This window comes from Kiloniella majae (genome assembly GCF_002118315.1).
Lineage (GTDB): Bacteria > Pseudomonadota > Alphaproteobacteria > Kiloniellales > Kiloniellaceae > Kiloniella > Kiloniella majae.
The window spans coordinates 1-26,908 of record NZ_MTSZ01000013.1 but is presented as its reverse complement, the minus strand read 5'-3'; the positions used below and the strand labels follow the sequence as shown (position 1 = coordinate 26,908).

The 26,908-nt window shown below is 46.3% G+C and carries 25 protein-coding genes and 2 tRNA genes; 9 read left to right on the top strand and 18 right to left on the bottom strand.

Annotation, left to right across the window (positions count from 1 at the left end):
• A partial coding sequence (locus BKB51_RS20335; protein WP_125911893.1) for a twin-arginine translocation signal domain-containing protein occupies positions 1 to 197 on the bottom strand: 197 nt, incomplete at its 3' end.
• A 284-nt stretch (positions 198 to 481) separates the two neighbouring features.
• Here BKB51_RS20335 and BKB51_RS20330 point away from each other — a divergent pair.
• Both BKB51_RS20330 and mctR read left to right on the top strand, forming a co-directional pair.
• Positions 482 to 1,873, top strand: coding sequence for a cache domain-containing protein (locus BKB51_RS20330; protein WP_085902954.1), 1,392 nt, complete (start codon positions 482 to 484; stop codon positions 1,871 to 1,873).
• Positions 1,873 to 2,514, top strand: coding sequence for a two-component system response regulator MctR (mctR, locus tag BKB51_RS20325; protein ID WP_085902953.1), 642 nt, complete (start codon positions 1,873 to 1,875; stop codon positions 2,512 to 2,514). Before BKB51_RS20330 ends, mctR begins: the two co-directional genes overlap by 1 nt.
• Before the next feature lie 37 nt (positions 2,515 to 2,551).
• Here the strand turns inward: mctR and BKB51_RS20320 are convergent, their stop codons facing one another.
• From BKB51_RS20320 to BKB51_RS20290, 7 genes are all read right to left on the bottom strand, one after another.
• A complete protein-coding gene (locus BKB51_RS20320) occupies positions 2,552 to 4,072 on the bottom strand; it encodes a TrkH family potassium uptake protein (RefSeq protein WP_338066222.1) in 1,521 nt (506 codons plus the stop codon).
• Between the two features lie 163 nt (positions 4,073 to 4,235).
• A complete protein-coding gene (gene folE, locus BKB51_RS20315) occupies positions 4,236 to 4,844 on the bottom strand; it encodes a GTP cyclohydrolase I FolE (RefSeq protein ID WP_047765473.1) in 609 nt (202 codons plus the stop codon).
• Between the two features lie 54 nt (positions 4,845 to 4,898).
• Positions 4,899 to 5,291 carry a Co2+/Mg2+ efflux protein ApaG gene (gene apaG, locus BKB51_RS20310; protein ID WP_085902952.1) on the bottom strand — a complete coding sequence of 131 codons (393 nt, stop codon included), beginning with the start codon at positions 5,289 to 5,291 and terminating at the stop codon, positions 4,899 to 4,901.
• A gap of 206 nt (positions 5,292 to 5,497) precedes the next feature.
• Entirely contained in the window at positions 5,498 to 6,181 is a 684-nt protein-coding gene (locus BKB51_RS20305) for an ATP-binding cassette domain-containing protein (RefSeq protein WP_085902957.1), read from the bottom strand.
• 9 nt (positions 6,182 to 6,190) lie between these two features.
• Positions 6,191 to 7,867: an ABC transporter permease gene (locus tag BKB51_RS20300; protein WP_245813311.1), complete on the bottom strand. Its 1,677-nt coding sequence runs from the start codon at positions 7,865 to 7,867 to the stop codon at positions 6,191 to 6,193.
• 81 nt (positions 7,868 to 7,948) lie between these two features.
• Positions 7,949 to 9,187 (bottom strand): ABC transporter substrate-binding protein, encoded by a 1,239-nt coding sequence (locus BKB51_RS20295; protein WP_085902951.1) that lies wholly within the window; start codon positions 9,185 to 9,187, stop codon positions 7,949 to 7,951.
• A gap of 204 nt (positions 9,188 to 9,391) precedes the next feature.
• Positions 9,392 to 9,880, bottom strand: coding sequence for an Hsp20 family protein (locus BKB51_RS20290; RefSeq protein ID WP_085902950.1), 489 nt, complete (start codon positions 9,878 to 9,880; stop codon positions 9,392 to 9,394).
• Positions 9,881 to 10,143: 263 nt separating this feature from the next.
• On the opposite strand from BKB51_RS20290, the gene BKB51_RS20285 reads away from it, so the two are divergent.
• From BKB51_RS20285 to BKB51_RS20260, 6 genes are all read left to right on the top strand, one after another.
• Positions 10,144 to 10,217: transfer RNA gene (locus BKB51_RS20285), tRNA-Gly, on the top strand.
• A gap of 72 nt (positions 10,218 to 10,289) precedes the next feature.
• Complete coding sequence (locus BKB51_RS20280) at positions 10,290 to 10,745, top strand: NUDIX hydrolase (RefSeq protein ID WP_085902955.1); 456 nt, start codon at positions 10,290 to 10,292, stop codon at positions 10,743 to 10,745.
• Complete coding sequence (locus BKB51_RS20275) at positions 10,745 to 11,737, top strand: glycerophosphodiester phosphodiesterase (RefSeq protein ID WP_085902949.1); 993 nt, start codon at positions 10,745 to 10,747, stop codon at positions 11,735 to 11,737. Before BKB51_RS20280 ends, BKB51_RS20275 begins: the two co-directional genes overlap by 1 nt.
• A 207-nt stretch (positions 11,738 to 11,944) precedes the next feature.
• Positions 11,945 to 12,538, top strand: coding sequence for a biotin transporter BioY (locus BKB51_RS20270; protein WP_085902948.1), 594 nt, complete (start codon positions 11,945 to 11,947; stop codon positions 12,536 to 12,538).
• 240 nt (positions 12,539 to 12,778) lie between these two features.
• The gene (locus BKB51_RS20265) at positions 12,779 to 13,036 is read left to right on the top strand and encodes a hypothetical protein (RefSeq protein ID WP_085902947.1); all 258 of its coding nucleotides are present in this window, start codon (positions 12,779 to 12,781) and stop codon (positions 13,034 to 13,036) included.
• 191 nt (positions 13,037 to 13,227) lie between these two features.
• Positions 13,228 to 15,396 (top strand): sensor domain-containing protein, encoded by a 2,169-nt coding sequence (locus BKB51_RS20260; RefSeq protein ID WP_085902946.1) that lies wholly within the window; start codon positions 13,228 to 13,230, stop codon positions 15,394 to 15,396.
• A 33-nt stretch (positions 15,397 to 15,429) separates the two neighbouring features.
• Here BKB51_RS20260 and BKB51_RS20255 read toward each other — a convergent pair whose 3' ends face one another.
• From BKB51_RS20255 to BKB51_RS20210, 10 genes are all read right to left on the bottom strand, one after another.
• Positions 15,430 to 16,545, bottom strand: coding sequence for a CobW family GTP-binding protein (locus BKB51_RS20255; protein WP_085902945.1), 1,116 nt, complete (start codon positions 16,543 to 16,545; stop codon positions 15,430 to 15,432).
• Between the two features lie 12 nt (positions 16,546 to 16,557).
• Positions 16,558 to 17,613, bottom strand: coding sequence for a COX15/CtaA family protein (locus BKB51_RS20250; protein ID WP_085902944.1), 1,056 nt, complete (start codon positions 17,611 to 17,613; stop codon positions 16,558 to 16,560).
• A 94-nt stretch (positions 17,614 to 17,707) separates the two neighbouring features.
• The gene (locus BKB51_RS20245; protein ID WP_085902943.1) at positions 17,708 to 18,385 is read right to left on the bottom strand and encodes a VOC family protein; all 678 of its coding nucleotides are present in this window, start codon (positions 18,383 to 18,385) and stop codon (positions 17,708 to 17,710) included.
• A 71-nt stretch (positions 18,386 to 18,456) separates the two neighbouring features.
• Positions 18,457 to 18,861 carry a tellurite resistance TerB family protein gene (locus BKB51_RS20240; RefSeq protein WP_085902942.1) on the bottom strand — a complete coding sequence of 135 codons (405 nt, stop codon included), beginning with the start codon at positions 18,859 to 18,861 and terminating at the stop codon, positions 18,457 to 18,459.
• 166 nt (positions 18,862 to 19,027) lie between these two features.
• Positions 19,028 to 19,831 (bottom strand): anti-sigma factor family protein, encoded by an 804-nt coding sequence (locus BKB51_RS20235; RefSeq protein ID WP_085902941.1) that lies wholly within the window; start codon positions 19,829 to 19,831, stop codon positions 19,028 to 19,030.
• Positions 19,828 to 20,397, bottom strand: coding sequence for an RNA polymerase sigma factor (locus BKB51_RS20230; RefSeq protein WP_085902940.1), 570 nt, complete (start codon positions 20,395 to 20,397; stop codon positions 19,828 to 19,830). The genes BKB51_RS20235 and BKB51_RS20230 overlap by 4 nt, the downstream gene beginning before the upstream one ends.
• A gap of 42 nt (positions 20,398 to 20,439) precedes the next feature.
• On the bottom strand, positions 20,440 to 20,835 hold the full coding sequence (locus BKB51_RS20225; RefSeq protein WP_085902939.1) for a COG4315 family predicted lipoprotein: 396 nt from the start codon (positions 20,833 to 20,835) through the stop codon (positions 20,440 to 20,442).
• A gap of 153 nt (positions 20,836 to 20,988) precedes the next feature.
• A complete protein-coding gene (locus tag BKB51_RS20220) occupies positions 20,989 to 21,615 on the bottom strand; it encodes a LysE family translocator (RefSeq protein WP_085902938.1) in 627 nt (208 codons plus the stop codon).
• A gap of 212 nt (positions 21,616 to 21,827) precedes the next feature.
• Positions 21,828 to 21,904, bottom strand: a tRNA-Pro gene (locus BKB51_RS20215).
• 124 nt (positions 21,905 to 22,028) lie between these two features.
• On the bottom strand, positions 22,029 to 24,824 hold the full coding sequence (locus BKB51_RS20210) for an ATP-dependent DNA helicase (protein ID WP_085902937.1): 2,796 nt from the start codon (positions 24,822 to 24,824) through the stop codon (positions 22,029 to 22,031).
• A gap of 409 nt (positions 24,825 to 25,233) precedes the next feature.
• On the opposite strand from BKB51_RS20210, the gene BKB51_RS20205 reads away from it, so the two are divergent.
• On the top strand, positions 25,234 to 26,817 hold the full coding sequence (locus BKB51_RS20205) for a lysine--tRNA ligase (RefSeq protein WP_085902936.1): 1,584 nt from the start codon (positions 25,234 to 25,236) through the stop codon (positions 26,815 to 26,817).
• Positions 26,818 to 26,908: the final 91 nt, after the last annotated feature.

Genomic DNA, 26,908 nt, shown 5'->3' with positions numbered 1-26,908 from the left:
TTGCCGTCAGAAGCAGCCGTGATGCGATCAGCAACACGCTGGGCACCTGTACCCAGGCCAGGAAAATTCTTTGGCCAGGTGGTTACCATTTTCAGGTCGCGTTTGCCCTGTGCAATCGCTGGCGCGCTCAGTGTGGCCGCTGCTGCACCTGCTGCTACACCCGTAGCCGCACCCGTTAGAAACTTTCTACGATTCATTAAAATTGCCTCCAGTTGGAATGAATAATCTCAAATTTTTCAAGATCTCTCATTTTTATTATGACACCGCTTCTATGGCGGCTTAGTTCTATGCCTAGAATGTTGAGGACTGTTTATCAGCAACAGTCCGGGATTTAAATTCGCAGCAGTTGGTAGTTAATCACGTTTTATGGGGGGACGGAAATACCAACTAATACTGAGAGAAAAGCAAAAAGTAGCATGCTATAGTCTGATTCTAATGCAAATATCCCGTAAATATCTCTGGGTGAACGGAAAATAAGTTAATGAATTTAAAGCAGAAAGTGCTCTTGCTTGCAACCGTTCCCTTAATATTGGCGATCTCTGCCATATCCATTCTGGTGACCTATCAAACACAGAGTCTGTCTAATGAAGAGATTGCGGCATTTGAGCGGAATATGCTCAACGCCAAGAAATTGGAGTTGCTGAATTACCTTAGTCTGGCACAAACATCCATAAGGCATATCTACGAACCTGCAGCAGCAGGCGATCAAGAAGCCAAGGTGCAAGTAAAGGAAATCCTGAAGACTCTAACCTATGGAGAGGACGGTTATTTCTTCGTCTATGATTTTGAAGGAACGAACCTGGTCCATCCCAAACAATCCGAGTTGATTGGAAAGAACTGGTGGGGTCTTGAGGATACGACAGGTAATTTAGTTATTCAGAACTTGATCTTCAGAGCACAAGAGGGGGGCGGGTTTCATCGTTATCTCTGGGCGAAGCCTTCCAGTGGGGAGATCAGAGATAAAATCAGTTATGCCGTTGCGCTTGATAAATGGAACTGGATGCTTGGAACGGGACTATATATTGACGATGTGATCGCGCAGGTGGCTGAGTTTGAGTTGGAAGTTGAAGAACGTATCAGACAAACGTCTTTAATTATTCTGGTGATTACCTTTACAGCACTTGGCGGTGTTTTTATCACCGGGATTGCCATTAATCTGCACGAACGCAGGGTTGCCGATGGGAAATTAAAAGACCTGACGCAGCGTATTATTGAAACGCAAGAAGAAGAACGGGGACGTGTTGCCCGTGAACTTCACGATGGTATCAGTCAAATCTTGGTTTCAATAAAATATGCGCATGAAATTGCCCTGAAAAAAGCTCAGCGGATAACAGAAGATACCGAAGGTGTTGCCGGTGCCATTGAAAAAGGGGCGAATGCTCTAAATATTGCGATTAATGAGGTTCGGCGGATTTCACGGGATCTCAGACCGAGCCTTCTTGATGATCTAGGACTGTCTCCAGCATTGGAGAGCTTAGGCCATGAGTTTTCCGAGCGTACCGACATCAAAATTAAAATCAGTACTGTTACCTTTCGAAATTTGCTACCGAAAGATGCCAAGACGACGTTGTTCCGGGTTGCTCAGGAAGCGTTGACGAATATTGAGCGCCATGCAAATGCTGATCATGTAAGTATTACCTTAGCTGCGCACCAGGGCATCGTAACCCTTGAAATTTCAGATAATGGTTCCGGTTTTGATATTCAGGGACTTCATACAAAGAAAGATCCACTTGCAGGAATTGGACTGCGAAATATGCAAGAACGTATGGAACATCATGGCGGAGAGCTGGAAATTACATCTTCTTCATCGGGGACAAAAATTCTTGCAACGCTTCCAAAAGGTATTTTGCGGACAGAGGCCGAGGTCAAATAATGACACATGAAAAAACAGTAATATCTGTACTGCTTTGCGATGATCATCCTTTGGTGAGGGATGGTTTAAGGTCCTGCTTGGAGCTTTATGACAATATTGAAGTGATCGGTGAAGCCACGACAGGGGCTGAAGCTTTGGCAAAGGCCGAAGAGTTAAGACCCGATGTTGTTCTGATGGACATCAATATGCCGGAATTGAACGGGCTGGATGCAACAGAAATGTTTGCCGAAAAGTATCCTGAGATAAAACTTCTGATCCTGAGTATGCATAATAATCGCGAATATATATCAAGCGCTTTACGCTATGGTGCCCGCGGATATGTGTTGAAGGATGTACCGTCGCAAGAGGTGGTGGCCGCAATTGAAGCGGTTCATCTCGGGGGAACTTACTTCAGCTCGGGTGTATCAAAAATTTTGATGTCATATCAGGATAGCGATGCAGAAGGGCCTTTAACGACACGCGAGCAAACCATTCTATTGTTATTGGCAGAAGGCAAGAGTAACAAACACGTTGCTTTGGAACTGGATATCAGTGTGCGTACTGTTGAAACACATCGTAAGAATATCAAACGAAAGCTGGATATCAGCTCTACAGCAGGGTTAACACGTTACGCGATCGAGAACGGGCTGCTTTCAAGCTAAAGCGACTGTTTTCTAGAAAACTCTTAGGGACTTTGACCTAACCGCGCCAGAAACGTGGGAGTATCATTACCATAATGGTAAAGAGTTCCAGTCGTCCAAGAAGCATCCCGGCAGACATGAGCCATTTGGCGCTATCTGGTAAAGGCTGAAAGTTTCCGGCTGGACCAATCGTTTCCCCAAGTCCGGGGCCAACATTCGCGATGGCGGTTGCTGCGCCAGATACGGCGGTAATAAAGTCTAGTCCGGAGAACCCTAGTCCAACAGCAAGTAAGACAAAGCTAACAGCAAAGAGGAAGAAGAAGCTCATAACTGAGTCTGATACATTTTCCGGTATAGGGTTGCCGTTATAGGTCGGAAAGAAAATGCCGTTGGGTTGTATCAAGCGATTGAGCTGTGCTTCTGCTGTCGAGTAGAGAACTTGCAGGCGGAATATTTTGATGCCGCAGGTTGTTGATCCTGCACAACCACCAACAAACATCAGTATAAAAAGCAAGGCGAGGGCAAAACCACCCCACAAGCCATAGTTTGCGGTCGTAAAGCCACTGCCGGTCATCAAGGAGATGACGTTAAAAGCAGAAAGTCGTAACGCTGTCGCGAAAGAATAGCCATTATCAGCAATGAGCCAATAGGTAATTAAAGCAATTGAAAGTCCGAGAATGATTAGAAATGTTTTTACCTGACTGTCTTGGATCAAGGATTTGAAATCCCCACGAATAACACGAAGATAAAGAATAAAGGGGATGGAACCCAACACCATGAAAGCACTGATGGCCCAGTGAATCTTAGGATCTTGAAAGTGGCCTATCGATGCGTCGTAGGTAGAGAAGCCGCCTGTTGCAATTGAAGTCATTGCGTGAACGACGGCGTCAAAGCCACTCATGCCCAACAGAGATAAAACGATGGCGGCGCCGATTGTGATGAAGACGTAAAATATTGCGATAGCGGCAGCAATCTGGGCGGCTTTGGGCAGCACTTTGTCAGCTTCGAAGGCTTCAACCCGGAACATCTGCATACCACCGACCTGTAGTATCGGAAGAATGGCAACGGCCATCACAATAATACCGATACCGCCAAGCCATTGAAGAATGCCACGCCAAAGAAGAATACCCGGAGGTGTCTCATCCAGTCCGACAATAATAGTGGATCCTGTCGTTGTGATTCCAGACATAGATTCAAAAAAGGCATCGGTGATGCTGAGTTCCAGTTCGGAAAATGCCAATGGAATGGCCCCGGCTATGGCAATGGTCAACCAGGCAAGATTGGTAATGACAAAGGCTTCCCGAAGGCTAAAAGCAGTCCAGGTTGCGTTGGTTGCGAGAACCATGGATATGCCAATAGAAAGGCTGAGAGCAGAAGATGTCGCGAAAACGCGCCAGTCAGGATGTCCAGCCGCGGCATCGACAATGGCAGGTATGATCATGGCGATTGCCATAATCGAAAGCAGTATTCCTGTAACGAAGACGACGGGACGGAACTTGATCATCTTCAAACCTTTTGGCCGAGTAGCGTTTATTGTAACCAATGAAAGACCGCCGGAAATTTTCTCGGGGAAATCCATCGAGGCGCCTGAATGGTGCCTAAAAGATCTTACTTCTGATCAAAGTAATGAGCAGAAGTAAGGACGAAAGTTCGGGGAGCGTATCAGAAAATTTAGCTTATTGGTATGCAAAAGCCCCCTATCCGCATTGCGGATAAATGGGGGCTTTGTGTTTTTGTCTAGCTTATGATGCTGAAGAAGAAGGATTTCCAATCAAAGATAGGAATTCACGCCTTGTAGATGGGTTTGTTCGGAACAGGCCGAGCATGCGGCTGGTTACCATTGTTACACCTGATTTATGGACACCACGTGTGGTCATGCACTGGTGTGCCGCTTCGATAACAACAGCTACACCCTTGGGCTGAAGTACTTCGTTAATAGCGTTCGCAACCTGTGCGGTCATCTTTTCTTGAATCTGCAAGCGTTTTGCATAGGCCTCAATAACACGTGCAAGCTTACTGATACCAACGACGCGATTATTGGGCAGATAAGCTACGTGAGCTTTACCAATAATCGGGGCCATGTGATGTTCACAGTGAGATTCAAAACGGATGTCCCTGAGTAAAACAATTTCGTCGTATCCTTCGACTTCCTCAAAGGTGCGTTCCAGAAGTTCTCTTGGTTCTACATTATAACCAGCAAAGAATTCTTCATAACTGCGTACCACACGATCTGGTGTGCCCAGCAGACCCTCGCGGGTCGGATCGTCACCGGCCCAGCGTAGAAGGGTTTCAACAGCTGCCAGTGCTTCATCGCGTGAAGGGCGGATGACTTTGCTATCTTTGTCGCTCACGGACTGTAATCCTTAAAGCTTCTTCCGGGCACATATTCCGCAAGAAGTGTTGTTCTAGTTTGGACGCGCGATCTCGTAAGGGCTGTCCAGTGAAAAGGGAGGAACCAATACGTCATATAGTTCCCCACTTGGGTCTTCCATTTCATAACTACCACACATTATCCCTGAGGCAGTAGAAAGGGGTGTCCCACTTGTGTATTCAAAACTTTCACCAGGTTGCAAGAGAGGTTGTTCGCCAACCACACCTGCGCCTCTGACTTCTTGAATACGTCCCATGGAATCAGTAATACGCCAATAGCGATTCTTCAGGGTGACGGCTTCATCGCCTGTATTCTCTATCTGCACCTGATACGCCCAGACATAATGGTCATCAGTAGGTGACGACTGATCTTCAAGAAAAGTCGGTGTTACTGTTACCGTTATAGACCGGGTTGTCTGGCTATACATGAACGCTGGCTCCTAAGCTATCCCAAAACGTGACAGCTTTTATCTCGTTTCTGCCACGAGAGCAAAAATCAAGGCGATATTCTCTTATTAAAAAAATCTAATATCACTTTGTGAGACGACTGTTAATATAAATATATTTACAGAAAGCAATCCCTTCTGTGCACTATTCATCGAAATAACGCTAAAAAATCCTCGGAAAATTGGTTCTAAAAATCGGACATTTGAATAATTTTCCCACCTGTTGATTGGGCATCATCAGGATCGTGAGTTACCAAAAGCGTTGGCAGGTTGTTTGCTTGTGCGTGCCTGAAGACAAAATCACGGAACCGGGCGCGTAATTCAGCATCGAGCTTGGAAAAGGGTTCATCAAGCAAGAGGGCGCGAGGTTGAGAGAGTAACGTTCTCAAAACCGCTATTCGGGCACGTTGCCCACCCGATAAGGTTGCTGGGTCACGGCTTCCGAACTCAGACAGTCCGGCATCATTCAGCGCTTGAGAGATCAAAGCTGTTCGTTCTTTTTTTCCTTTTACATGAGCAGGGATTCCGAAGCCCAGGTTTTCGTTGACGGACATATGAGGGAAAAGGAGATCTTCTTGAAAAAGCATACCAATGTGTCGTTCTTCGGGAGGCAAGTTTGTGAGGTTGAATTCATCCAGCAGCACCTGACCTTCGAGAGAGAAATCCTTTTCCAATGTTCCGCTGATTGCGGCAAGCAAACTTGATTTTCCACAGCCGCTTGGCCCCATTAACGTTACAATTTCTCCGGGGCGGACACTTAAGGATAGCTGTGTAAATAGCTGTTCTCCCCGTAAAGATAGCTTGAGATCCTGTAAATGCAGGGAAGAGGGGGCCGAGGAGGTTGAATTCTGCTGAAAGGTTCTATTGTTCATGACCATAGCTTAGTGTCCTTTCAGGGCACGGCGATTACGAAAAATAACGTTCGGCAAAGCGAGCGCTGTCGCAAAGCATAACAGGGGTAATAGGGCCTGAAGCAAGGCGTAAACAGCGATAATACGCCTGTTGCCACTCGCCGAGAGATTAACGGCCTCTGTTGTCAGTGTGGAGAACCTGCCGCCACCAACAAAGAGAGTGGGAAGATATTGAGCAACAGAAACGGCAAACCCGATTGCGAGAGCAAAAAGCAGTGGTCTGAGTAACATCGGCAGCCTTATGCGCCAAAAAGCGCGGGTTGGGCTTACGCCCATAGAAAGAGCAACCTTGATATAACGATCATCCTGTTGTCGATAAGGATCTGTCAGAGATAAAAACACGTAGGGCAAAACAAAAAGCAAGTGACACCAGATCATGGCAAGCCAACTGGCATCAATGCCTGCTTTTATTGTCAGGACCTGCACACCAAAGAGGAATGAAACCTGTGGAATCATAAGGGGAAAATACACGAGCCATAAAGCGCCTGCCCCAGCGGATTTCCCCCGCCGCTTTTCATTCTCCAAACAGGCAACAACAAGAATAACAGCAATGAATGAACTGATTAGGCCGATTGTCAGCGTCGAGGAACTACTCCACATCAGGTTATGTATATTGCGGTCCCAACTTTGCGAACTCCACACTGACGGTAAAAAATCCGGGTATCGCCATCGACGTGTGAAAGACCAAAGCAGGATGACGAGTAAACTGCCAAAAAACAAAGTGTAAATACTATTTAGTGATACCTTGGAAAGTATTCGCACAGGCGTTTCAGCCAAGGATCGCGTACCATTTGTTAGCCAGGTTTTACTCAACCCGGCGATTATTTTTTCTGTGATCCACCAGATGAAAATTATACCGATAACAACAAGGAGTTGAAGCAAAGCGCCGGCTGCGGCGATTGTTCTATAGCTCAAATCTGGATCATTGAACCATCGAAGGACTAGTACAGACAAGGTTGGCGGTGTCGTGGGGCCAAGGATAAGGGCGATGTCCACAACGGAGAGAGAAAAGGCGAGAACTGCATAGATGGGAAGGCGAATTTGTTTATAGATAACCGGGAGTACGCTCTTAATCCATGCTGCAACAGGATGGTATCCCAAGGTTTTGGCTAGCTTGAGGCGTTGTTTTGCTTGTGATTGATCCAGTGCAGCCAATATCATCAATAAGAGATAGGGTGTTTCTTTGATCATCAAGCCAAGAATGAGAGACAAGCCCCATTCATCATGAATAATTGCAACGTCAGGTGGGCGATCCCATCCTGTGGCCCAAGGAGAGATTGATCTTGTAATCCAGCCGCTTGGGGCGATCAAAAAAGCAAGACCAATGGCAAGTGCTGAATGTGGAATGGCCAGAATTGGTGCCAAGAGCTGGCGCACTTTTTTAAAGGAGTTTGTTCCCTGCCACGCAGCAACAAAAGATAGCGACAATATCAGGGACAGGAATGTTGCAATTATTCCACTGCTTACAGACGCGAAAAGAGCACTGGGTAACGCCGGGTGAGCAAAAAGCTCTGTCCAGGCGGTTGTGCTGAAAGATACCTGCCCGATGACGGGCAAGTATCCAAAGGCTGGCAGAATAGTACTGAGTAAGCCAGCAAGCACAGGTAACAGAAAAACCATGAGTGTCAGCACGGGTACAGTGCGCAAACTGAAAAGCACGCTGAGATTAGAGCTGAAGTGTTTCATCATGGCTTGATGGTATCGTATTCTTTTTCGGATGATACTGTTTTATTGTCCGTAGCGTGTCAGCCATTCTTTTTCGATACGTTCCATCCAGCTTGGGTGTGGTTCCAGCAATGTTGGTCCCAAATCTTGCGGAGGCAGCGTTGCTACACCCAATTCAATTTTTGAAAATACTTTCTGATCTTCTGGCGATAACTTGGCGATAGATAATACAGTATCATCGCCCCAGTATTGTGGATCTTGCTTGCGGGCCTGTGCTTCCGGGCTCATCAAGAAGTTTGCAATAACCATCGCGGCTTCTTTACTGGATGAATTATAGGGAATAGCAACAAAGTGGGTGTTACCAATGGTTCCCTTGTCAAAGACAAAGGTTCTAACACTTGGCGCAAGTTCCCCGGATTTAATCAGCGAAGAGGCTGCGCCCGGATTGAAGGAAAGATGAATATCGACTTCACCGTCATCCAGCAGCTGTTGTTGTGCTGAACTGCTTGCTGGAAATTGTCGACCCCCACGCCAGAGAACAGGGTGCAACTGATCAAGATAATTCCATAAAGCTAATGTGGATTGGTTGAATGCAGTTTCGTCGGAGACTTCTTTTCGCAGGATTTTCGGATCGTCAACTGTTTCAACAAGCACCTGCTTTAGAAAAGTAGACCCCAGGTAGTCTGGTGGCGATGGATAGGTGAAACGTCCGGGGTTTTTCTTGGCCCAAGTCAAGAATTCTGCACCTGAATTCGGGGTTTGTTCTACGCGTGCGCTGTCATAGATGAAGTTAAACTTCGCCATCCCCCAGGGTGCTTCCAGACCATCAACCGGAATTGTGAAGTCTGTTGTTGTCGTGGCTTTGTTTTCGATATCAACAAAGTGATAATTGGGCAGATTCTCTGAGAAGGGACCAAAGAGCAGTCCATTCTTTTTCATTGAGGCAAAATTTTCGCCGTTAATCCAGACGAGATCGACAGAACCTTCGGCATTTTTCCCTGCGGTTTTTTCAGCAAGAACCCGACTGACAACATCTGCGGTGTCGGTAACCTTGACGTGCTTGAGAGTGATTTGATTGTCTTCCCATACCCGTTTACCAACCCAGGCGATATATTCGTTGATAAGTTCACTGCCGCCCCAGGCATTCCAGTAAACGGTCTGTCCTTGAGCTTTGCTCTCAATTTTTGACCAACTTTGACTTGCAGTATTCTGATCTTGAGCGATAACACTTTGTGGTGTCGCCAAGTTGAGAGCAAGCCCAATAAAAAGAATGGCAGAAGTGAAAGTCTGTTTGATCCCCATAGATACCTCTTCGATGAAACCAGCAGAAAGCTGATTGCTTCTTGTTTTGTTAATTTATCGCAAAGGTATAGATCAAAAACGGCTTTGTCAGCCTCAAGCCGCGTTGATCACGAGGGTTTTATCTGTCGCGGACCCGTGCTTTTGGGGCAGAAAGGACGCGCCGGGAGGTATTTCCCGGCGCATGCAGTTTTATTTGAGGGATAATTAGGCGGCTTTGCCCTTTGTTCCTTCGATTATTTTTTTTGCTTTACCAAGCAAGTTTGCGGGTTTTCCCTGTGTGATCTCAATTGTGCGCGGTTTCATTTCTTCTGGAATTTCACGGACGAGATCAATGGTAAGTAAACCATCTTTCAAAAAAGCATCCTCAACTTTGACATAGTCATCAAGTTGGAATTTTTGTTCGAACTTTTGCGTACTTAAACCATGATGCAGGAATTTACGTTCTTCCTTGGTTTGAGGAATTTTACCAGATACGACGAGCATGTTCTCATGGAAGCTGATATCAAGCATTTCCTGGGTGAAACCGGCCACTGCCATCGTGATTCTGTATTGATCTTCGCCAACGCTTTCTATGTTATAGGGCGGATAGGCGAGATTGTTGTCTTTGTAGTCTGGGATTTCGTCCAGCATCCGTGCAAGGCGGTCAAAACCGACAGTTGAACGGAAAAGTGGTGATAGATCGTAACGTGTCATAACGACATCCTCCTAAAAGCAATGTGATCATAACAAACGGCCATTTTAGCCTGTGTTGCGGGTCTGATTTGCAGCCCCCGCTACACAACATTTAGGAAAGGTTTTTCCGACGTCAATAGTTGTGAGAATAAAATTTTAGAGTTGAAAAAATAGCACCTTTTTGCGGTTAGAATGAAACAAAAAGAGTACATATACCTTGTCATGTTCTTGGGTAAGCGATAGGACTAATGGACTGATATATGCCATTCCAATGGCTTACTATTGCGGGTGTAGTTCAATGGTAGAACGGCAGCTTCCCAAGCTGCATACGAGGGTTCGATTCCCTTCACCCGCTCCACGATTGTTTTTCTGTGCTTAAGTCTGAAATCACTACTTGCAGCTTAATTTTTATTCAAAAGAAAGTTCTTTGATGAGTTTCCAAGAAAATAACAATGAAACGTCAGAAGTAATCAAAATTGCAGCTGCGGTAATCGGTAACAGTCATGGGAAAATGCTTTTGGTCCGAAAGCGGGGTACGTCCTTTTTCATGCAGGCTGGCGGGAAGATCAAGCAGGGGGAAGAGCCTCTGGTTGCTTTGGAGCGTGAGCTCAATGAAGAGCTTGGTTTTACATTCGATCGAGCTGAATGCCGTTTTCTGGGTAAATTTACAGCACCGGCTGCTAATGAAGAGCATGCAGCTGTTGAAGCTGATGTTTTTTATATCAAAAGTGATATTTCTGTCGGTCCACAGGCAGAAATTGAACAGGCGATCTGGATTGATCCACGAAATCTGGGGTCAATGAAGGTTGCGCCCCTGACACGGCAGGTACTTGTCCTTAATTTTGACGACAACAAGCCCATCGGGCAACCAGTAGGTGGTAACTAATGGTGTTGGGCAAAACAACAATCGGGGCTGCTATCGTATTTATGGTGGCTGCCCTTGGGGTGAATGCTGAGGCTGAGACCCGTTCTCTAAATCTTACCGACCTGGGTGTTAAAGAAAACTTCGATCTTCAAGGGCATCGTGGTGCACGTGGTTTGGCACCAGAGAATACTTTGGCTGGTTTTTCCAAGGCACTGGAACTTGGCGTTACAACGCTAGAGCTTGATACGGGGGTCACCAAAGACGGTATCGTTGTTATTCATCACGATGCTTATCTAAACCCGAATATCGCCCGAGATTCAGGTGGTAAATGGGTTCGGGATAAGTTCCTTGTTTTAAAGACAATGAACTATGACGAACTCGCACAGTTTAATGTCGGAGAATTAAAGCCGGGCACAAAGTATGCGGAAAGATTCGCTCAGCAAAAACCCGAAGAGTTTCAGGCAATTCCAAAGCTGGTTGACCTCTTTGACTTGGTGCGAAAATCGGGCAACGAGACTGTTCGCTTTAACATTGAAACAAAGATAAATCCCACATCACCAAAGGCAACTGTTGGGCTGGATGATTTTGCGAAGGCTCTTCTTGAGGTTATTGAACAGCACAATATGCAGGACCGTGTCTCGATCCAGTCATTTGATTGGCGGACACTACAAATCGTGCAAAAAGAGGCTCCTGAAATCCCGACGGTTTATCTGACTGCTCAACAAAAGTGGTTGGATAATATCGCGACAGGACAAGACGGAACCAGTGGCTGGACAGCTGGTTTTGATGTTGATGATTATAAGGGCAGTATCCCCAAGATGGTCAAATCTGCTGGTGGCAGTGTCTGGTCACCTTTTTATCGGGAGCTGACGCCTGAGTTACTGAGCGAAGCGCATCAAGAAGGCCTGAAAGTCATTCCCTGGACGGTCAATGATCCGGAAGATTTTACACGGTTAATCAAAATGGGCGTTGATGGTATTATTACGGACTATCCTGATTTGAACTTTCCCTAAGATCTATACCTTAGCAAAGGTAGGATTGTATTTTTCTGACAAGTGTATCCCCTGGAGCGGGAGTTTACGTGGGTAGATGCCCAAACCGTACCTGCAGAATTGCGTCTTTCTTATGAGGGGAGAGCTTGTTAAAGTCCTAAAGAGATTATCGATTCTTTGATTTGTGTTATTCGATAAATAGATGATTATTTTGCAGGAGGCATATTGATGCTCTCGGTACAAACCGCTCACCCGACGCTGGGTCAGCAACTTGTTGGTTCTTATTCCAGTCTTTTGACAAAGATGTTGATGGTACTTGTGGGATCCCTTGCTCTTTGGGCATCAGCTAAGATTCATATCCCCTTTTATCCCGTACCTATGACTATGCAGACTACTGTGGTCTTTATAATTGGTATGGCTTATGGATGGCGTCTTGGCGGCCTGACGATAATGCTTTATCTTTTTGAAGGTGCAATGGGGCTTCCCGTTTTTTCAGGCACACCTGAAAAAGGGCTTGGTCTTGTCTATATGATGGGAACAACTGGGGGATATTTGCTTGGCTTCTTCTTTGCCGCTGTTCTGCTTGGTTGGCTGGCTGAAAAGGGATGGGATCGTAGCTATGTTTCAACTGCTGTTGCAATGATCCTTGGCAATGCTGTGATCTATACTTTTGGTCTTTTATGGCTCGGGTCTATCGTTGGTTGGGATAAACCTGTGTTGGAATGGGGAATGTTCCCTTTCCTGATTGGTGATGCGGTTAAATTGGTCTTGGCTTCTCTTTTACTTCCGACTGCATGGAAGCTATTGGGAAATCATAAATAATAGATTTCCAGCTTTGGACTAGATTTCAAGAGCGTTGTTTTCTTTATGAGAACAACGCTCTTTTTTGTTCGATGGCCAAAACCACAACAATCATTTCTGATTTAAACGGATAATGGTCTTGTTGATTATGCTTGCTCTGTGTGTCTTCGGATTCTAGAAAATAATTGATTTATTGTATTCTATGAAACTTGTTTACAATTCGAAGCTCTGAAAGGGTTGAAGAATTGTATGGGGAATAGCATGGTTGGCCGCATTATTCAGATTGTTCTTCTTTGTTTTGTTGTTGGGGTTGTTCTTGCCGCTTTTAACACAGATGCATTGGGGCTTTTGAATTGGATTGTCGAGAATTTTCAAAAGGTTGTGGATTCAGCCGCTGAGCTTGTTGATTGGGGCGGGCACTATATTCTTTTGGGTGCCGGGCTGGTCTTGCCAATTGTTGCGATCAATTTCCTGATCAAGTATTTCAGGGATCGTGGACCGAACAATCATACCGAATAACGATAAAGTAATTTTTATTGTTAAAAAAATCAGGAAATAATCCTGAATGTTTACATTCCAGTAAGAGTCATTTTGGTAGCTTAGAGAAGAAGATTGGGTAGCGACTTCTCTGAGTTTTGAAACCTGCCCCTAATGGCAGTTGAAAGTTTAATGGAATGGATGGCTTTTTCTGTGATAGCCATAAGTAGAGTTTGAATACAGATATCAGACAAATCCTTAATGCACTACCCGACCTGGCCCTTTTGGTGCGGGATAAGAAAGTTGTCTTCTGCAATACTGCGGGAAGCCGCATGCTTGGCTATGATGCGGCAGCTAAAGACACTGTTTTACCGGTAATTGATCTTGTCGATATCGAATATCACGATGTGTTCAATGATATCTGGCAAGGATTGCTTGAAAGTGGGAAAACGGACTTTCCCCTGAAAATCGTTGGCTTGAACAAAAGCCAACATGAAATCATGTTTTATGCCGATTCTGTTGTTGAAGCAGCGCAGGATACCATCATCCTCTATGGGAAAGACTTCTCGCTCGCCAAAAGAAATGCCGCAGCTTTGGTTGAAAGCGAGATGTCTCAACGTATCTTGAAGGATGCGGCGCTCTCTTTTCTTTGTATCTGCGATGACAATGGCATCAACTACATGAACCCTGCGGGCTTGAAGTTGCTTGAAGGCGAGAAGGAAGAGCAAGTTCTCGGCAAGGTTTTTTCTGAATTTGTGCATCCTGACTACAAGTCTGTTTTTAAAAAGGATTTCAATCTTCTATCTGCGGAAACACAGGCTTTTCCCTTAAAGCTCATTGGCCTGAAAGGGGGAGAACTTCGTGTTGAAATGTTTGTGTCCAAGTTCCGCCACGGCGGGCGTAGTGGCTATTTAATTGAAGCCAAGGACATCAACGATCTCTTGCTCAGGCAAGAAGAACTTCTTCGTATTCAGGGGGTCTTGAAGCGCAAGGTTGCGGAACGAACCCAGGAACTTTCGCAGGAGATCAAAGCACGTATCAAAGCGCAGGAAACTGTGGAGCATATGACTTATCACGATGCCTTGACGGGCCTTGGTAATCGTATGCAGTTTGTTCACTACGTTGATCAGGACCCGTCACTCCAACGCGATAATGGAACAGAGAATAGCACAGAAACACGCGCGCCACACAAACACTGTGCTGTGCTTGTCATGGATCTGGATCACTTTAAAGATCTCAACGACATCTTTGGGCATGAAACCGGTGACCAACTCTTGCGCCAGATTGCTGGTCTGCTCAAAGAAGAATTGGTGCCTGGTGCGCAATTGGCCCGCTTGGGCGGGGATGAATTTGCTCTTATGCTGCCTATCGAAGAGAAAGTCGACGCAGAGTATTGCGCGCAGCGACTTCTAATGCGGATGGGCAAAGCATTTTTCCTGAGTGATAAAGAGGTTTATTCTGGATGCAGTGTTGGTATTGCGATTGCTCCCGAGCATGGGACGACCGCGACCGAATTGCTGGGGCATGCAGAGATGGCACTCTATCAGGCCAAGCACAAGGGGCGTTCGACCTACACATTCTTTGATAGCGGGTTAAAGAAGAATCTTGAAGAAAGCAGCCGTATAGAACACTTGTTACGTGCTGCGTTGGACAAGGATGAATTCGAGCTTTATTACCAACCCCAAATTGAACTTCAGACGGGGCGTTTGATCGGGGCTGAGGCTTTGATCCGCTGGCATAGTAGTGAAGGTATGGTCAGCCCGGATCGCTTTATTCCTATTGCGGAAAAAACCGGCTTGATTGATCCGATTACGGACTGGGTTATGACAACAGCCTGTACTCAGGCGAGAGAATGGCAAAGTCTTTTGCCGGGTATTCGCGTTGCGATTAATTTATCTGCCATTTCCTTTAGACAGGCTGACTTCGTCCACAAAGTGGCCGAAGTTCTGGAATTCACGCAGGTCAGCCCGGACTGTCTTGAACTGGAAATTACCGAGACCGCGATTATGGCCGACTTTAGGGAAGCTGATCGTATCTTGAACAGTCTTGCCGAGCTTGGGGTACATTTGGCCATTGATGATTTCGGAACTGGTTATTCTTCACTTTCTTATTTGAAGCGGTTCCCCGTTGATAAATTGAAGATTGATAAGTCGTTTGTGCTAAAGCTGGACCAAAATCAGGATGACGCCGCGATTACGGCGGCGATTATATCCATGGCACACGCGATGGGCACCAAAGTTCTAGCCGAAGGTGTTGAAGAAAAATCCCATATGCTGTTTCTCAAAGAACGTGGTTGCGAAGAAGCACAGGGATATTTCTTTGCGAAGCCGATGCCTGCCGAAGATTTCCTCAAATGGTGTACCCGTGAGGGAACAGATCGTCTTAAAACCGTGGCAAGTTAAGCCCGAAGTGTCGTCTATACCCCAAATTGTCGTCTATACTAGGTCTTCATTCTGTTCCATGAAGGCTTTGAAGGTGTCTTCGAACATTTCTTGTTTCAGATCCTTGACGATAAAAACAATTTTGGATCGGTGATCATCATCTGGCCAGCCTTCAAGAAGTACAGGCGGGTGGAAAATATGCTGAACTCCGTGGATAACGATGGGGTTCTTATCACCTTCAATATTAAGTATGCCCTTTATACGGAGCAAATTACTGCCGTATAGCGTGATGAGCATGTCTACCCAGGAATTAAGCTGATCCCAATCGAGTGGTTTGTCATGTGTCAGGCAGAAAGCATGTACCTTGTCATCGTGTCTGTTGACATCATGGCTATGATCATGATGGTGGTGATCGTGCCCGTGAGCATGATGATGCTCGTGAGAATGCTGATGGTTATCATCAAAAGCTTCTGCTTTAAGCCAGTTCTGCACATCCAGTGATTTGGTTTCCGGATTATAAAGGCCTGCGTTGAAAAGTTGGGCTGGATCAATTTGACCTTTTGCTGTTTTGAAGACGCTTGCAGTGGGATTCAATTCTTTGATCCGAGCGAGAAGATTGTCAAAATCACCATTTTCGGAAAGGTCTGTTTTGGTCAGAAGCAGGCGATCAGCAACGGCCGCTTGCTTGATTGATTCTTGGTGATTATTCAGTGTTTCTGCACCATTGATCGCATCAACGGTGACAATAACACCGTCCAGCCTGAAGCGATCGCTCAAAAAGGGATCGGACATTAATGTCTGCAGTATTGGTGCAGGATCTGCGAGGCCAGTCGTTTCAATCACAATGCGTTTGAATGCGGGCACTTCCTGCATCAAGCGTTGCTTATAAAGTTTTCTAATTGTTTCGACCAGGTCTCCACGTACGGTGCAGCAAAGGCAACCACTGTTCATCAGAACGATGTCTTCTGTAGAGTTTTCGACCAATAGATGATCTAACCCGATTTCACCAAACTCGTTCACAATGACGGCTGTCTCGTCCATATCAGGATGCTGCAGCAACTCTTTTAACAGGGTGGTTTTTCCGCTACCCAGAAAGCCCGTAAGAACAGAGATGGCAAGCGGTTCATCGGGAATGTCCATATCATGAACCTGAAATTTATAATCTGACATATCCTGTAAACCTTAAAAGAGAGCAGGGTTTTTATCCCGGCGCACAACATAGAGAGCATAGAGGCTTGCGGTAAGATACAAGAGGCCACCGGCCTGATGCATGGCTGCTAATGAGATGGGAACCACAAGCAGAAGAGTGCTTATGCCCAATATAACCTGAACAACAGCACTTAAAAGCAAGAGGTTCAGGGCAAGTGCCAAGTCTGAAGATCGCTGTAAAATAATCGACCATCCCCATATAATCAGGGTAATGATAAAGGTGGTGATGGCCAATACGCGGTGATTAAACTGTATGGCCGCAATATTTTCAAAAATATTTAGATACCATGGCTCAAGTGCATGATAGGCGTCGGGGATAATTTCGCCGTCCATCAGTGGAAAGGTGTTGTAAACCATGCCTGCATTGAGGCCGGCAACAAGACCTCCGGAAGCAATCGTTATGGTGACAAGTATAGGAATAAGACAAAGCGGTCTGTGTAACTTTGCGCTTGATAGGGCAGAGTTCCTGCTTGGAAGCGGAAGTAATAAGCCGATAGCTATCCAGAAGATGTAGGCGTAAATGGCAAAGGCCATTAACAGGTGTGCGGTTAATCGGTATTGGCTGACGTCAGTTCTATCGGCAAAGCCGCTGGCAACCATATACCATCCCAGTCCACCCTGTAGCCCGCCAAGGATAAACATTAGAATTAAATGGGGAATGAGTGGCTTTCTGATTGTCCCTCTGATCAGAAACCACAAAAAAGGTAGCAGGAAAACAACGCCAATGGCGCGTCCCCAAAGGCGATGAATGAATTCCCACCAGAAAATACTTTTAAACTCTTCCAGGCTCATACCCAGATTTTCTTGCTGGTATTCGGGAATCTGTTTGTAGATATCAAACATGCGTTCCCATTCGCCTTGATTCATAGGGGGGAGGACGCCTTTGAAGGGTTCCCACACCATGATTGACAGACCTGATTCTGTTAAGCGGGTGATGGCACCAATCACTGCCATCGCCAGAATCATTCCACAGCAAAGCAAAAGCCAAAGGGCAATGGGGCGATCTTGTTGTCGTGTGTCGGATATCATGCTGTGCCTGCCAAAAACGATAGCTCTATATAGGTCTTATATAAGGATTTTGTCGGGTATCAATAGCAGAAATAACAGGATAGTTGATTGTCTGTTAAAGGGCGTTCGTTACACGGCAACTCGGGAGGTCGAGATAATGGATTACCTGGCCATTTTTGTCAGCGAGTTCTAGGACCATTTTATGCGTAGTAGTGTCGCGGTTTTGTCGAAGTACCCCCTGTTCCTCTAGCGTGTCCAGGTCGTTGTTTGATGGGTAGCTTTCTGGAACACTGAGTGATATCGACGTGATAGTGTGGCAGCCAATGGGGGCTTTTTGCTGCAAGGGCCTGGGTTCGCGCCAATGATCAGGTCGCTGACCACCGGGCGAGGTGAAAATAAATGGCTGGCGGGCATCAAGGCTTGTTGTCGTGACCGGAATAGACATGCCTTGAGGCAAATAGGGGGGGCGATAATCCCATGTATCAAAGGGCATTTCCGGGCGAAGAGCAATACCAAATGGAGAGGTCGCAGTTTCTTTCCACTGTGAACGTTCAAATAGTTTTGTTTCGCGAATCAAGGGACTTGTGATGTCTGCGGTGTTGTTTACCCATAGTAATTCTATGTAGGCATGATCAAAGCAATAGCAGATGTTTGTTGTACCTTGACCGGGATGGTTACGTCTGTAGCTTTCCACAAAACCAGCGCTTTGGAGAAGATGTGCCTCAGCAGGTGTGTCCCCTTCTTTTGGAGTATCTACAAAGATAAAAAGGTGATCTATCTCTACTATGGCCATAGGTGTCTTTTTCCGGAGACAAAAAAGAGAGGTTTTTGACCTCTCTTTTTCATCAACGCTGAAAATTAAATTTAGGCGTGCATGTAACGGGCGCGTGCGCCGCGCTCGATTGCAGCGGCTGCAAGACGTTCGATATCAAGCGTATGACGTAGAATTTCCAACAGGCGTAATTCTTCCTGGCTGGCAATACCATCCGCAGCAACAACTTCGAGTGCCAGCGCATAGGCTGTTTCTCTGAGGTGTTCTGGCAGAGCAGCGACGACTTTATCCAGGACACGGTCGATGCCGTCTTCACCTTCAAGAAGATTGGCACACTCACGAGAATCCATAGGAAGGTCTTCCGGATTGTAGCCTTTGAATACAGGCAGGAATTTTACGATTTCACCAATCGTTGTTAGCTCTGAATCAGTCATGTCGCTGTCAGCTGCAGATGTAAGAACCATTACATAGACCAAGGCAGAACGATAATCGGTCATTGAGACACTTCCTTATGAACGTGTGTAAACATTGTACGTAATATCTGAAATACTAAGCCCCTTATTTGAGACGAAGGGCCACAAATTTCAATAGCTTTTCCATTACTATAACAGCCTTGATGGATAAGTCCCTAGAGAACTCTCTAAAAGAGACGTTATTTTTTGCTCAAAGCTGCTGATAGACATTATTTACAATTTTTAATAGTTCATTCCGCTCAATATCCCCAATGACGGCATAACCGAGAGCCCCGTTGTACCAGTAGAATGCTCGTGTTGATCCGGTTTGGCTGAATTGAAATGCGGTTTCTGTCTGTTCATCGTTGAGGGATTTGCTGAGGTAGAGGGTAATACGGCTACCTTCCTTGCTTTCATACATAAACTGTGCGGCGGGACCCGTCCCAGAAGGTAAGAGGCGGCCGCCCATAAGATCAAATCCTTGGGCGGTGAGGTTCGGGATCGTTAGAGGTGCTTCAAGCCTGTAAGAGAGCCACTTGGCAAGGTGATCTTGTTCGTTTTTCTCTACTTCTACAGGGTGGCGGACTTCCGGCGTATATACCCAATGCGCTTCCATAGCAGGTTGGGTAAAGTTTTGCTGTGTGGCGACGGTGATCGTACTATCCGCTGTTATAGTGTTCAGGTGATCTCGCCCAAACCAGCCACCTGCGATGCCGATGGACAATATCAAGAAAGAGGCTGCGATTTGAGACAAGAGTGATAGCGAGGCGCGATTTTCAGGCGGTGTTTGATGGTGGAGAGACGAGGGCGCAATATGTTCGGGGATCGGTTCATTGATTTTTGCGGCAAAAAGATCGTTCAGACCGAGGTTCTGCTTTTGCCATTCTGCAACCAGTCGAGCGTCTTCCGGGTGAGTTTCTAGCCACTGTTCGACACGTGATTTTTCTTCTGGGCTTAGTTGTCTATCAACATAGGCGTGGAGGAGTTCTGAGCCTTTAAATCTATTTTTGCTCATTTTACTCTCCTGATTGTCGGCGTGAGACTTGATCTAACATCAGTGTTGATAGTCGGCTCTTTTGTTGGGGGAGGAGTTGTCGTGGATTTTCGCAATGTTTCTCTTGCTCGGGAAAGGCGTGACATTACGGTGCCAAGAGGTACTTGTGTAATACTTGCGACCTCCGAATAGCTGAGACCTTCCAAGGCAACGAGTAAAAGAACCTGTTTCTGTTCATCAGGCAGTTTGGTGATCGCTTTATCTAAATCTCGTAAATAGAGATGATCCAGTTGATGCGACGTCGTATCTGTTTCCATACCCATTGGTGTTTTCTCAGTCAATTCAGCTGGTGAATGAATAGGATTGGTTTTGCTTTGCCGATAGTGATTTAGGTGAATATTACTTAAGATCCTGTATAGCCAAGGCTTTAAGTTCCCTTTGCCTTTCCACTGATGCCGTTTTGTCAAACTTCTTTCGAGGCAGTCCTGAACCAGATCATCAGCCTTGGACGAGTCTTTGACCAATGCATAAGCATATCGCCTGAGAACAGGGATAGACTTTGTCAGTTGATCAAGAAACTCGTCCATAATGGCTTAGACCTTAGGTTTGTTGTCCTCAGAGTTGTGGCATTAAGGTTTTACAACGTGCCAGACACCTTTGAATTTATCCCCGGTCACATCGCCGGGCTTTTTGTCTTTGACCCAACCGTAAAGCGGCATCCCTTTATATGCCCATTGTTGCGCGCCATCATCACGTGTGATTTTTGTGTAATTTCCCTTTTCTGAAGCAGACGATGAAGCCAAAAGGGGTGGCCAAGCTTTTGCGCAACCACCATTACAGGCTGATTTTCCACCTGAATCCTTATCAAAAGAGTAGAGAGTCATTCCTGAGGTGTTGACGAGGATTTTTCCAAGAGATGTTTCACTTGTAGTGACGATACCGTCCAGGTTTTCTGCAGATGCTGCAAAGGGTGCGGCGGTTATAAGGGCAGCTGTTACGACGATCATTTTCAACGCTGTCTTCATTGTCTTTATTTCCTTAATTCAAAGATTCAAGAGTATCCGTGTAGATAGAAGACACTTCAGCGCCGATTTTATTCCCCGAATGTGAAAATAAATTGTTCCGAATAAGAAAAATGCCGAGATAGCTCGGCATTTTTAAGGTGGAGCACCGATATTTTATCTGCTGGAGGTGGCGAGAAGGCCCCCAGCTGCAATGAGAAACGACCCGCTGGTCCGGTTCATCATCCTTTGTCCCTTTTGCGTTCTGGTCAGGAAAGCAAGTTGCTTACCCGAAATGGCATAGAGAAAGAGAGCGATAATCTCGAGGAAAACGAAGGTTACACCCATTGTTGCAAACTGGGGCAACATCGGAAGGGCAGGATCAATGAATTGAGGAAAGAATGCGGTAAAGACCAGAATTGCCTTGGGGTTACTGATTGCAACCAGAAACTCCTGTCGAATAATGGCATAGGTTGAGATTTTAGATTTCTGTGGCTCTCCAATGTCTTCAACACCTTCTGTTTTTGAGCGCCACAAGCGAATACCAAGATAAACCAGATAGATAGCACCGCCGATTTTCAGAGCGTAAAAGGCCGTTGTTGATGCAGCGAGAATGGCCCCCAAGCCTGTAGCCGTGAGGACAATAAGGATAATAAAAGCTACCAGACGGCCTAACCCGCCTTTCATTGCATCAAACAGGCCGTAACGAAGGCCATTTGTCATGGCAAGCATGTTATTTGGGCCAGGCAACACATTGATTGCGAAGGCTGCAGGAATAAACAACAGCAATAGATCCAGCGACATATCAGGCTCCAAGAGAGTATTTATGAACTGATTAAAAGCCTAATCGGGATCAAGCACGACGTATAGCAAAAGAATGAGACGCTCAACATTGTCATGTTACAATGGTTTTGTGGGGGACTACACAGGTCTTATAGAGAAAAGTATTGTGGCTAAAAATGACAAAAGACCGCTCTAAGGCGGTCTTTGTGGTCAATCATTCCTTTCGGAATAATTGGTCGGGGAGAGAGGATTCGAACCTCCGACCCTCTGGTCCCAAACCAGATGCGCTACCAGGCTGCGCTACTCCCCGATCCGGAGTGAGGTTTATTCTTCCTCTTTTGCTTTTGCAAGTAAAAAAATAAGAAATTTCCTAACCGGATTAAAATGAAGGGGTTGGTCACAATCTTTACAGGTCGAGATGGTATGTTTTCTGGTTATTTAGTAGAGATATCAAAGAATTCTCGGACTTGGGAAACGGTGTCTGCCAATCCTGTTTTTTGTATCGATACACCTTCGGGGAAGGCATTTTGGAGTCTCGTTGGCATCATCGGATCCAGAAGGACGAATATCCCACGATCATTTTCGCGTCTGATGAGGCGGCCATATGCTTGCTTGAGCTTTAATCTGGTCTGGCTGTCATTGTAGCGGTTACCGCCAAAATGCTCTTTGCGGGCACGGTGTTGAATCGTAGGTCGTGGCCAGGGAACACGATCAAATACGATTAGCCGTAGCGAATCGCCGGGTACGTCTACGCCGTCACGAACAGCATCGGTGCCTAACAGAGATGAGTTTCTTTCTGCCCTGAAAATATCAATGAGTGTCGAGGTGTCGAGGTTATCGACATGTTGACTGTAAAGCGTCAAACCTGCTCTATCGAGTTCAGGTCCCATTTTCTGATGAACAGCTTTGAGGCGAGATATGGCGGTAAAAAGGCCCAAGGCACCGCCTTGTGATGCCAGGAAAAGCTCTCGATAGGCGGCTGAAACCTGATCCATATCATCCTTACGAACGTCATTGATGATAAAGACGCGGGTTTGGTTTATATAATCATAAGGTGATTTGAAGCGGGCCCTCGTCGGTATACCGGGAACGAAGGATGCGCCACTACGTCGTTCTGCGCCAATCCAGTCGCCTTCTTCATTACCGCTTCCCTCGGTCAGGGTTGCTGATGTTATGACAGTGCCGTGGGCCTGAGATAGCAAGGTATTTGCCAGTGGCTTTGTGGGATCAATCCAATGTCTGTGTAGGCCAACGTCCAGATCTTTGCCTCCTGCGCGTTCAACAGAAAGCCAGTCGGTGAAGTCTTCCGGGATTTCTTCTTCCAGTGCGCTGAGCATTGCAATCCAGGCCTGAACCTGATTGCTGCCGCGCTGTTCAAGGCTTTTACAGGCGGCTTCGATCCGTCGCCGGGTGTCGCTATCTAGCTCATCCGCTTCATTATCAAGGCGTTGTTCTAAGCGACGGCGCAGATTTTTAATGGGGTCCAGAAGCTCTTCCAGTGCAGAACGGAGTTCAACTGCAGATTCTATGAGGCCGGGAATAGCTGGTTTCGTCTCTGCTTCCAAGCTGTAGGGAGAATTTTCATGATCAGTGCGCGCATAAACCTGTTCTCTTAGACGACAAAGAAAGGTCTCCATGGGACCGGCGGGCAAGTTATCTTCCATGCGGTTTACCCAACCGTCCCCGGTGAGATGCCTTGCCGCTTGTACCGTTTCGTTTACCAAATCACGGGTTCTGTCATCCGTTGCGATCAAATCTTCTAGCCGCTTCTTTAGACCTCGCGCCCGGCTGGCAGAACGGGATGAACCCGTTTCTACCCCGGAAATCCATCTGCGTAGTTCTTGACTTTCCTGTGCAGTCAGATGTGCAGAAAAGGCGCTATCTGCTGCGTCAAAAAGATGATGTCCTTCGTCAAAAACATAATGACTGGGGAGTGATCCTTCGTCTCGTCCACCGCCCATCGCAGCTTGAATCATGACGAGGGCATGGTTTGCGACAACGATATTTGCTCGTTTGGCTTTACGGATATTGCGTTCGATATAGCAACGACTGTAGTGAGGGCAGCCGGAATATATACATTCTCCACGTCTGTCAGTAAGGCCGAGGGTTCTGTTTTTTCCTACCAAATCAGCCAGCCAGCCAGGGAAATCACCCCCAACCATATCGCCATTTCTGCTGCGTGATGCCCATCTGACCATCAAACCAATGGCAATGGCATCATGGGGTTTTGTCATGAGGGCTTGTGAAGCTTCTTCGAGATTTAGAAGACAAAGATAATTTTCGCGACCTTTGCGTATGACCACGCGTTTTGATTTTTCCCGTCGTTCGGGGAAAAGCCTGTTTAACTCACTGTCGATTTGGGTTTGCAGGTTTCTGGTAAAGGTCGATATCCAGATCGGCGCCCCATTTTTTTCTGACCAAAGACTGGCAGGCGCAATGTATCCCAATGTTTTGCCAACACCAGTTCCGGCCTCAGCCAAAACAATATTTGGCTCGCCTGATACATCTCTGGGGGCAAAAGCGCTGGAGACCGCGGCGGAATAATCAACTTGTTGCGGGCGAACTTCTGCATCTTCACCGAGTAGTTCCGAGAGGCGGCGTCTTGCTTCTTCTGGCTTAACAGATTGGTGTCTCGGTGGATCTTCGGGGGCGTGATCGCTCCATTCTTCAAGGCGTTCCCAAACGCGCATCCCGCGACCGGGTTTTAAAGCAGGGGAATGTAAATTTTCCTCTTGCATTGCTGATAGGATTGCGGGGCCCCATAGCCAGCCCGCCATCATCATTGTTCTTGCAATATCTGCCGCATAAGGATCGTATTGCCTGCCTTTTGATGCCTGTTCGCGTAAAAGAAGCTCGGACGTTTGATGAAGAAGTATTGCCGCGGCTTCTATTGATGTGGGTTCAGGCGCACCTATAAAGGCCGCGAGACCTCGTGGGGTCGGTGTGCAGGCGGCAGCGGGACGCACAAACGCGATTAATTCTAACACATCGTAGGATTGAAAAGGATCTATGCCCAGTCTTTGTGCTGTCGATTTTGCGTGGCAAACCATTGGCGGTTCAAGGGTTACACGGCGAGCAGCTTCACTATTGGGTAATCTTTCAACTTCGCCGTCGGGGCTTATCCAAACAGAAAACCGTAACCCGGACAGCAACAGGGGAGCCTTGGGCATCATAATAGCGTCGGCTTGGCTCGTCGTGGTTTGTTTTGCTGTTGGCGTTTCCGGTGTCATATTTTGAGTGTCATATTTCTAGTGTGGTGTCTCGTAAAATTTATGCTCGACCTAAAATTTATTCGACCAATCTCATTGGCTACAGACGGCTTTCTTAGTCTTCTTATAAAAGCGGGCGTCGGTAATGGCTATTGAAAAAGAACAAGCGGCGAACATTTGTTGTGATCTTATGAAGTATCAGCCTCTGTTACGGCTCTTATAGTTGTTTAACTTAATTCTTGTCCGTTGCTGTTTCATTGTTCGTGTAGGCTATCTACACTTCTCTCTTTACGCTTAGAACAAAAATTAAGTTAAACGACTATAGTTGACGCGCGGCTTTCCTGCGCCTAATTTCCCCATCACTGACCTGTCATTGAATAGAGTCAGAACGACTTTCATTAAACTAACATACCCTTGAGGGATTAAAACGATGTCTAACCACCAGGAACTCGCTATGCAGGCAAAAGCATGGCCGTTTGAAGAAGCGCGCAAAGTATTGGCTCGTATCGGTGGGAAGACGCCCGAGAAGGGGTACGTTCTTTTCCAAACAGGGTATGGGCCATCAGGCTTGCCTCATATTGGAACTTTTGGTGAAGTAGCTCGTACGACGATGGTGCGAAATGCTTTTGAGCAGCTGTGTGACATTCCAACCAAACTTTTCTGTTTCTCTGACGATCTAGATGGTTTCCGCAAAGTACCGGATAACTTGCCCAATAAAGAGATGTTAACTGCAAACATCGGGCAACCTTTGTCAAAGGTGCCAGATCCATTTGGTGAGCATGAAAGCCTTGGGCATCATAATAACGCTCGTCTTCGACAGTTCCTCGACAGTTTCGGTTTTCAGTATGATTTTCTCTCTGCTACCGAGGTCTATCAGTCAGGTCAATTCGATGAGGCATTATTGGAAATTCTCGCCAATTACGACAAAATCATGGATGTAATGCTGCCGACCCTGGGTAAAGAACGTCAGGCGACTTACAGCCCCTTTATGCCAATTTGTCCCAAGACAGGAAAAGTCCTTCAAGTTCCTGTCGAGGAAACCAATGTGGATGCGGGAACGATCTCTTACCGTGATGAAGATGGAGAGCTGGTCGAAGTGCCTGTAACAGGCGGACATTGTAAGCTTCAGTGGAAGCCAGATTGGGCGATGCGTCAGTATGCGCTGGATGTTGATTATGAAATGTCAGGCAAAGATCTGATTGATTCAGTCAAGTTGGGTAAAAAGATTCAAAAAGTTTTGGGATGCAAAGGACCTGAGACTTTTACCTACGAACTTTTCCTGGACGAGCAGGGGCAAAAAATCTCCAAATCCAAAGGAAACGGGCTTTCCATGGAAGAGTGGCTGACGTATGCGCCGCAGGAAAGTCTGGCCTTGTTTATGTATAACAAGCCAAGGACGGCTAAGAAGCTTTATTTTGATGTTATTCCACGTACTGTTGATGATTACATTACGTTTAAAGGAAAAGTTGGCGAGCAGGACGAGAGTAAGCTTTTTGAAAATCCTGCCTGGCATATTCATACAGGGAATGTGCCGTCTGAACAGACGTCGCTTTCCTTTGGAATTTTGCTGAATCTTGCAAGTGTTTGCAACGCGAATGATGCGGATCGTCTATGGGGCTTTATCAAGCAGTACGCACCCGAAGCTTCGCCGGAAAGTACGCCTTTCCTTGATAAGTTGGTTGGCTTTGCTGTTCGCTATTATCAGGGTTTTGTTAAACCAAAGCTGCAGTATCGCGCACCGGAAGGTAAAGAAGTCACTGCACTGGAAGATCTGCTCTCTGTTTTGAAGGGGTTGCCTGCGGGCACAAGTGCAGAAGACATTCAGACTGAAGTATATACCATTGGCAAAAAGTATGAGTTCGATAACCTGCGTGACTGGTTCAAGTGCCTATATGAAGTTCTGCTTGGTCAATCCCAAGGACCTCGGATGGGAACCTTCTTTGCGCTTTATGGATTGGGCGAGAGTATTAAGTTGATTGAAAGAGCTTTGGCCGGTGAAGATTTGTCGGTATAAGTTTTTCTGAAGTGTGACCCGTCCTGAAATACGTTGACGTTTTTTTAGGTTATAGCCAGCTGCATTTTGCAGCTGGCTTTTTTATGCACTT

Excerpts from the sequence above, each read along its gene's own strand:
- BKB51_RS20330 (WP_085902954.1), top strand. The coding sequence starts at position 482 with ATGAATTTAAAGCAGAAAGTGCTCTTGCTTGCAACCGTTCCCTTAATA.
- mctR (WP_085902953.1), top strand. The coding sequence starts at position 1,873 with ATGACACATGAAAAAACAGTAATATCTGTACTGCTTTGCGATGATCAT.
- BKB51_RS20320 (WP_338066222.1), bottom strand. The coding sequence starts at position 4,072 with ATGGATTTCCCCGAGAAAATTTCCGGCGGTCTTTCATTGGTTACAATA.
- apaG (WP_085902952.1), bottom strand. The coding sequence starts at position 5,291 with ATGTATAGCCAGACAACCCGGTCTATAACGGTAACAGTAACACCGACT.
- BKB51_RS20305 (WP_085902957.1), bottom strand. The coding sequence starts at position 6,181 with ATGAACAATAGAACCTTTCAGCAGAATTCAACCTCCTCGGCCCCCTCT.
- BKB51_RS20295 (WP_085902951.1), bottom strand. The coding sequence starts at position 9,187 with ATGGGGATCAAACAGACTTTCACTTCTGCCATTCTTTTTATTGGGCTT.
- BKB51_RS20290 (WP_085902950.1), bottom strand. The coding sequence starts at position 9,880 with ATGACACGTTACGATCTATCACCACTTTTCCGTTCAACTGTCGGTTTT.
- BKB51_RS20280 (WP_085902955.1), top strand. The coding sequence starts at position 10,290 with ATGAGTTTCCAAGAAAATAACAATGAAACGTCAGAAGTAATCAAAATT.
- BKB51_RS20275 (WP_085902949.1), top strand. The coding sequence starts at position 10,745 with ATGGTGTTGGGCAAAACAACAATCGGGGCTGCTATCGTATTTATGGTG.
- BKB51_RS20270 (WP_085902948.1), top strand. The coding sequence starts at position 11,945 with ATGCTCTCGGTACAAACCGCTCACCCGACGCTGGGTCAGCAACTTGTT.
- BKB51_RS20265 (WP_085902947.1), top strand. The coding sequence starts at position 12,779 with ATGGTTGGCCGCATTATTCAGATTGTTCTTCTTTGTTTTGTTGTTGGG.
- BKB51_RS20255 (WP_085902945.1), bottom strand. The coding sequence starts at position 16,545 with ATGTCAGATTATAAATTTCAGGTTCATGATATGGACATTCCCGATGAA.
- BKB51_RS20250 (WP_085902944.1), bottom strand. The coding sequence starts at position 17,613 with ATGATATCCGACACACGACAACAAGATCGCCCCATTGCCCTTTGGCTT.
- BKB51_RS20245 (WP_085902943.1), bottom strand. The coding sequence starts at position 18,385 with ATGGCCATAGTAGAGATAGATCACCTTTTTATCTTTGTAGATACTCCA.
- BKB51_RS20240 (WP_085902942.1), bottom strand. The coding sequence starts at position 18,861 with ATGACCGATTATCGTTCTGCCTTGGTCTATGTAATGGTTCTTACATCT.
- BKB51_RS20235 (WP_085902941.1), bottom strand. The coding sequence starts at position 19,831 with ATGAGCAAAAATAGATTTAAAGGCTCAGAACTCCTCCACGCCTATGTT.
- BKB51_RS20230 (WP_085902940.1), bottom strand. The coding sequence starts at position 20,397 with ATGGACGAGTTTCTTGATCAACTGACAAAGTCTATCCCTGTTCTCAGG.
- BKB51_RS20225 (WP_085902939.1), bottom strand. The coding sequence starts at position 20,835 with ATGAAGACAGCGTTGAAAATGATCGTCGTAACAGCTGCCCTTATAACC.
- BKB51_RS20220 (WP_085902938.1), bottom strand. The coding sequence starts at position 21,615 with ATGTCGCTGGATCTATTGCTGTTGTTTATTCCTGCAGCCTTCGCAATC.
- BKB51_RS20210 (WP_085902937.1), bottom strand. The coding sequence starts at position 24,824 with ATGACACCGGAAACGCCAACAGCAAAACAAACCACGACGAGCCAAGCC.
- BKB51_RS20205 (WP_085902936.1), top strand. The coding sequence starts at position 25,234 with ATGTCTAACCACCAGGAACTCGCTATGCAGGCAAAAGCATGGCCGTTT.